The following is a 6564-nucleotide window of genomic DNA, read 5'->3' on the forward strand; positions in this document are numbered from 1 at the left end:
CGCTAGAATCCATTTGGATTAATGCAATAATGGTACCAATTTTCTGTTTGTCTTCCTGGGTTCTGCTTCTAATTGTCGAAAAAATTATTTCATCTATCCCTAGTCGTAGCAAACAAGCCTCGTTGATGTATCTGAACCTCTATTGCTCGAATACTTTGTATCATTTGCCCAATTGAAGCGATGGTATAGGTTTCAACAAAAGCACTCTCATATCAGTGTATAACGTAATTTACGTGCATATTTTTATTATAAAAAACAGTAATTTAAATTATTGCCGAATTATTTATTCAAAATAATGAAAAAAAAGCTCAAGAACTTAAAGTTTGAGCCGATACCATTGTTGAGGGGTAATATACTTTTTTATTAATGATGGATTAGTAAGCGTAGTGACCTTGCTAGTTTTAACTGGAAAGAGCTGGCTGAAATACGTACGGTCAGGTCTCTTGGAGGTAGTAACATGTCTTTATTTGTAAATACTAACGTATCATCAATAAATGCACAGCGTCAGCTTTTTGACGTTAGTGATAAATTGAATACATCTTTTGAACGTCTTTCCTCAGGTTTTCGAATAAATAGTGCATCTGATGATGCTGCAGGCTTGCAGATTACTGACAGACTGACGTCACAAATTCAAGGTTTAGATCAAGCCGTAAGAAATGCCAACGATGCTATTTCGCTTACTCAAACTGCAGAGGGAGCGTTACAGGAGACAACTACATCTCTCCAGCGTATACGAACGCTTGCTGTACAATCGCAAAACGGTATAAACAGCACAGCTGATAGAAAAGCATTGCAAGAAGAGGTTTCGGCACTTCGTCAAGAAATTTCTCGAGTGGGAGCAACAACAGAATTCGGTGGCGTTACTTTGCTTGCAGGCGGCTTTTCCGCAAAATTTCTTGTTGGTGCAAACGCTAATCAGACGATTAGCGTGAACCTTTCAAGAACAGGTGGGTTTGGTGCTAATGGCTTATCGATAGATGGAGATGTCCTTTCTGCCGGTGGAGCATCTAGTATGCTTGCCGAAGTGGATGCTGCGCTGTCGGTATTGGGAGCTCAGCGTGCGGAGCTTGGCGCACTACAAAATCGTTTTCAATCAACAATCAGAAATTTAAGTAACATCTCAGAAAATGTTTCAGCGGCGCGTTCTCAGATAAAAGATACAGATTTCGCTGCTGAAACAGCGGCTTTGACTAGAAACCAGATAATTCAGCAGGCATCTGTTTCTGTACTTAGTCAGGCTAATCAGCGTCCACAAACCGCGCTGTCTTTGCTCGGGTAAGCTATACTCTAAAAGTCGCACAGTAATTCAGAAACGGGGGCCCGCTTTATTGCGAGCACTCGTTTTTGTGTTTTAGATGGGGAGATAGTTCGTGAAAATTCAAAATATGCAAGGTGGTCAAGTATTTGCTTCGCCCTCTATGGGGAGAGATGTCGAGCCTCAAATACGAGTAAAATCAGAGACTGGTGTTATTTCTCAAGAACTGGACAGTGAGAATAAGTCTAAAAACACAAATGCAGATGAACTTATAGCGAGTAATGATCAATTTTCTACTCAAGTAAGCCGAATAATCGCCGATAACGAGTCATCAGAAGCGAAAATTACGCTTGATGAGGCGACTAAGAAGGTAGAATCTTTTTTAAAGACTCAAAATCGGGATCTTGCATTTTCAATAGACGAGGAAACTAATCGCTCTGTGGTAATCGTGAAAGACGCGCAATCCGATGAGGTTATAAGACAGATTCCTTCTGAGGATGTTCTCGAACTCGCTGAAAGAATTAAAGACTTGCAAAACGATATTGGACAAACGGTAGGAATGTTCATTGATCAACAAGTCTGAGGGGTAAATTATGACGATACAATCATTAGGTGTTGGCTCAGGGCTAGCTTTAGATGATTTGGTACAACAGCTTATTTCGGCTGAAAGGCAGCCAAAGGAAGAAAGCTTAAACGCGAGAGAAGAGGCTGTAGAAGCCGAAATCTCTGGTCTAGGCCAAATAAAGTCTAAGCTATCTGAATTTAAAGATTCAGTAGACGAACTCCGCACTGATAGCGACATAAACGGTAGGGAACCAACCGTCAAAAACCCTTCAGAGGATAATGATGTTCTCTCTGCCGAAGCGTCTTCTTCTGCATTAAGAGGCAGTTATTCCATAACGGTGGATCAGTTGTCAGCAGGAAGCCGGATAACGACTAACGCTGGCGATTTTTCGTCGAGTTCAGACGCACTTTTATCTGGAGGAACCGGTTCTTTGACGTTCGCGGTAAATACAGATAAAAGCTTTACTATAACTGTCGATAGCACAACCTCGCTTGCAGACTTACGGGAGTTGGTAAACAATTCTGCTGATAACTTTGGTGTGACTGCTAATATTATTGAAACCGGAACTGCTGAAGGACCAAGACTTGTTTTTGTTTCAGAGGAGACCGGAGCAGGTAACGACCTCTCTATCACAAACGATAACGCAGAGCTGGACCGACTCTCGACGGGAGGAGGTGCGTCTAATATCTCAGCGAATAATATTGAGTTAGCAAAAAATGCCATTGCAACAGTAGACGGGATTACCGTTGAAAGTAGTAGCAACGAGTTTGACAATACTATTCAAAACGTTTCTTTCACTGTCAATGAGCTATCTCCTAAAGACGCTAATGGTGCAGCCCTCGCATCAACTTTAGGAATAGGTTTTGATAAAGAGGGATTGGAACAAAAAATTAGAGATTTCGTTGATAACTACAATGGGTTAATCGATGAAATTGGAAGGCTTACTCGATATGGCGAGTCAAGCCTAGAGGATGATGGAGCCTTGGCAGGCGACTCTCTTCTAAGAGGTATGCAATCTGGCCTTGCAAAAATAGTCAGTGAGAATGTAAGCAATTCTTCTCTGGGTGGGCTCTTCCGGCTTGGGGTAGAACTTGATAAAGATGGCAAGTTAGAGATTGGGTCTAGTGATTTTGGATTAGGCTCTGGAGAGGAGCGTCTTAAGGATGCGCTTGAAGATAATTTTGATGATATTGCAAAACTATTTACAGATGAGAATGAAGGAATTGCGGTAAGGATATACAATTTTGTCGATGAATTCTCTTCTTCTGACGGGCTTATCAGCTTGAGAGAAAAAAGTGCGAAGGAAAGTCGGGAAAACATCAATTCAGCCCGAGAAGCACTTGAATTACGCATGATCAGTTTTGAGCAAACTGTGAGATCAAAATATGTGAATTTAGACAAAACAGTTGCGCAGCTTAATCAAACTGGTTCTGCTCTATTTGCAGCGCTTATTTAAAAAATAATTGGAGTTACTATGTCATTACGAGGCATTAAGGCATATCAAAAAGGTAATCTGAAGCAAGATATTTCAACAGCGGACCCTCACAAACTCACGTTATTGTTAATTCAAGGTGCGTTAGATCGAATTGCCTATGCAAAGGGGGCAATAGAACGTAAGGATTTAGTTGCAAAATCGGGTTTTATATCTAAATCGACCTCTATCATCATGCACCTAAGAGATACTTTAGATTTTAATGCGGGCGGTGAAATCTCTAATAACTTATATTCTTTGTATAGCTATATTTTAGACAGAATTAATGAGGCGCATTTGCATAATTCGGTGGAGCCGTTGGATGAATCCTATAGTTTATTAGAGCCAATAAGAGATGCTTGGGCTCAGATACCCGAAAGCGCGAAGCAAGAAGCGTATGCGAACCAACAAAGAGAAAGTCTTGGATGAGTGAAGGCTTCACCGTCGACCTAAACCATCAGCATAGTCCACTGTTTTTGCGGATTGTCAATTGGAGAATTCAGCAGTACCTCCTAGACATTGATAGATTTTCGGAAGAGTTTGCTTACGCTACTCAACTTCGGCACAAAGTTGTTATAAGGGAGATAAAAAAACTCAGAGGTGAAGCTAGGCGAAATTTTGTAGAAAATGAGCTAAACGCCAATAGATACCTTGAAGACCTTACTTCACGCTTGCTCCATGATGCAAAAAGTGAGGTAATAAAGCTTAAGAGAAATGAAGCTGCGGTTAAGAGATACAGATAAAGATGCGTAAAGCAATCCAACTATTCCTCACTGAAAACGAAACACAAGAGAAGCGCGAACAGTCTTTTTCCTCATTAATTAATAAAAACTTCAATCAGAGTTTAAGATGTTTTCAGCGTATTGTTCCTTCGATCTATTCTCTTATTAAACAAAGCGGAAATGGTCACCATTCAGTTTATATAAACCGTGAAAGCGAGCTAGATATTGTTGAATATGAATCTGGAAACGTGTTTTACGGTCCTAATAGAACCAACGCTATCTCAGCTCATGTAGAGCGTTTTCTCCTTAGTCCCTATGTACTGCAGCTTGGTAAGACAAGATTGAAAGATGAGGCAGTTAATACGCAAAAGCTCGATGGTCTCGTTGTTTTCGGTATTGGTTTAGGCTTACATATTTACGATCTTATTATAAAATTGAAGCCAAAGCACCTTGTGGTTTATGAACCCAACCCGGATTTCCTTGGCTGCTCGCTTTACTCTGGTTTCTGGCCAAAGATTTTTGTTTATGCTCAAGAACAAAATATTTCGCTCTATTTCCAGATACCAAATAATGGTAAGAGCCTTTTCAGTGATCTAAGTGAGTTAAAGCAAGCCTTTTCTTTGGATCGTTTTGCAGTATATTTTCATTATCATAATAGCGCTTTCGATGATATTTTTGATGAATTAGTATCGAATAACTGGCTTCTTTCTATGGATCTAAGAGAGACGGTCGAAAAAAAAGGCTTTGAAAGTTACCTGCCAAAGTGGGCTCCCGTTGTCGATACTAAGAACTGGCATAAGTTACCCGATACTCATCAATTATTCGAAAGTAATATGAAGGCCTTTGAGAAATACTTTCCAGAGATTGCATCTGAGTTCAAAAATTATAGAACCAAGCATTGGCAAGTCGTTGTAAACCGAGACCAAAAAGCCAATTTAAAGAACATAAAATGGGGAGAGTTTCTTTTAGGAGATGACCCCGTTGGCGAATCTGAAGAAATATATAAGCTGTTTAGAGATAATCCTAGCAAAGATGAACTGATTTTGGGGTATGCAGGTGGCAAGTTATCACCATACTATCACCACCAAACAGTAATGAGAGTGCAAAAGGAATTTCGCAATTATAAAAGTGAGAGCGCTTCGATAGGGCAAAAAATAAAGTCAGTATTAATGTTCGGCCTGGGTATTGGTTATCAGCTCGAATTTCTTATGAAGTCTCATGATGTTGAAAAGCTTTTTCTTTATGAGCCAAACAGAGATTTTTTCTATGGATCCTTGTTTGCTATTGATTGGCATAAAATTTTAGAGCAAATAGATAAAAGCGGTGGAAGAATATATCTAAATATAGGTGATGATGGCTCGAATCTGGTCCAAGATTTTCTTACGCAGTTTCATAATGTAGGTACTTATCATCTTGCAAATACTTATCTTTTTAAAAGCTATGACAACGACATTCTTGAACCTACGTTATCGAACCTACGCGAAGACTTAAAACTCATTGTAGGTCTTGGTGATAATTTTGAAAACTCCCGTTATATTATTTCTCATTCGAAGTGGGCAGTAGAAAATAGAGTGAAATTTTTGCTTGAACGTAAAAAGTCGCCGCGGGAACTTGAAGATGTCCCTGTTTTTATTGTTGGCAATGGCCCTTCGCTAGATAATTTATTTCCCCTTCTGAAAGCTGAAAGAGAAAACGTAATCGTCATAAGTTGTGGAACGGCGCTACAGGCCCTACATAAACATAATATAGTTCCTGATTATCACGCTGATATCGAAGTGAATCGTTCGACTTTTGATTGGACCGCACGAATTAAAGACAGGGAGTTTTTAAAACGGGTTAAACTTATTAGTGGAAACGGAGTTCATCCAGATACGGCAAGTCTTTACAAAGATGCCTTTTTATCACTTAAAAATGGTGAAGCAGCAACATTAATGCTTACGTCGCTTATGAGTGAACTTAATTTTTCAACGCTCAGAAACTCTTACCCCACAGTATCCAATTTCGCGATTGACTTTGTCGTTGAAGTTGGGTTTAAGCAGATTTATTTGCTTGGCGTAGATATGGGGTTTGTCGATTTAAAGCATCATCACTCTAAGCACTCAGGATACTATACCTCAAATGGTAATGAGCTTTACGATTATCAAAAAGAAAATAATACATCGATTGTTGTTGAAGGTAACCTCAGGCCATACGTCAAAACGAAATATGAATTCAAAATGTCGAAAGCAGTGATTGAGCGAACTCTTTCTTCTAGTGATGCTGAAGTATATAACTTAAACGATGGTGCAAAAATTAAAGGTACTATTCCGCTCGATCCAAAGAATGTCTTAATTACCTCTACGCCAGATTCGAGAAGAAAACTTACAAACTGGCTTGAAAACGAGGCGTTTCAAACATTAGATTGTGAGCGATTTATAGAACGATTCGAAGAAAGAATCAAGAGTACAGACTTATTAGAGGGCATAGATAAGTTGAGAGTCCGTGCTGGTGTCGAAGTCGACACTCGAGAGGTCGTTGAAAAGTAACCGTTCACCAAGGCCCTATTGACAGG

5 protein-coding genes are annotated in these 6564 nt (G+C 39.7%); all 5 read left to right on the top strand.

Translation table 11 applies throughout. The features are described from left to right. The first annotated feature begins 457 nt into the window (after window positions 1-457). The 5 genes from ACX5KA_RS02295 to ACX5KA_RS02315 all read left to right on the top strand — a co-directional run bounded on the left by ACX5KA_RS02295 (window position 458) and on the right by ACX5KA_RS02315 (window position 6538). Window positions 458-1279, top strand: coding sequence for a flagellin N-terminal helical domain-containing protein (locus ACX5KA_RS02295; protein WP_020743047.1), 822 nt, complete (start codon window positions 458-460; stop codon window positions 1277-1279). Window positions 1280-1370: 91 nt separating this feature from the next. After that, complete coding sequence (locus tag ACX5KA_RS02300) at window positions 1371-1838, top strand: flagellar protein FlaG (RefSeq protein WP_342324604.1); 468 nt, start codon at window positions 1371-1373, stop codon at window positions 1836-1838. A 10-nt stretch (window positions 1839-1848) separates the two neighbouring features. Then, window positions 1849-3276: a flagellar filament capping protein FliD gene (fliD, locus tag ACX5KA_RS02305; RefSeq protein WP_239258048.1), complete on the top strand. Its 1428-nt coding sequence runs from the start codon at window positions 1849-1851 to the stop codon at window positions 3274-3276. Window positions 3277-3294: 18 nt separating this feature from the next. Further along, window positions 3295-3720, top strand: coding sequence for a flagellar export chaperone FliS (gene fliS, locus ACX5KA_RS02310; protein ID WP_020743050.1), 426 nt, complete (start codon window positions 3295-3297; stop codon window positions 3718-3720). 316 nt (window positions 3721-4036) lie between these two features. Then, complete coding sequence (locus ACX5KA_RS02315; RefSeq protein ID WP_458730308.1) at window positions 4037-6538, top strand: motility associated factor glycosyltransferase family protein; 2502 nt, start codon at window positions 4037-4039, stop codon at window positions 6536-6538. Window positions 6539-6564: the final 26 nt, after the last annotated feature.

It is taken from the genome of Alteromonas alvinellae (genome assembly GCF_902705805.1).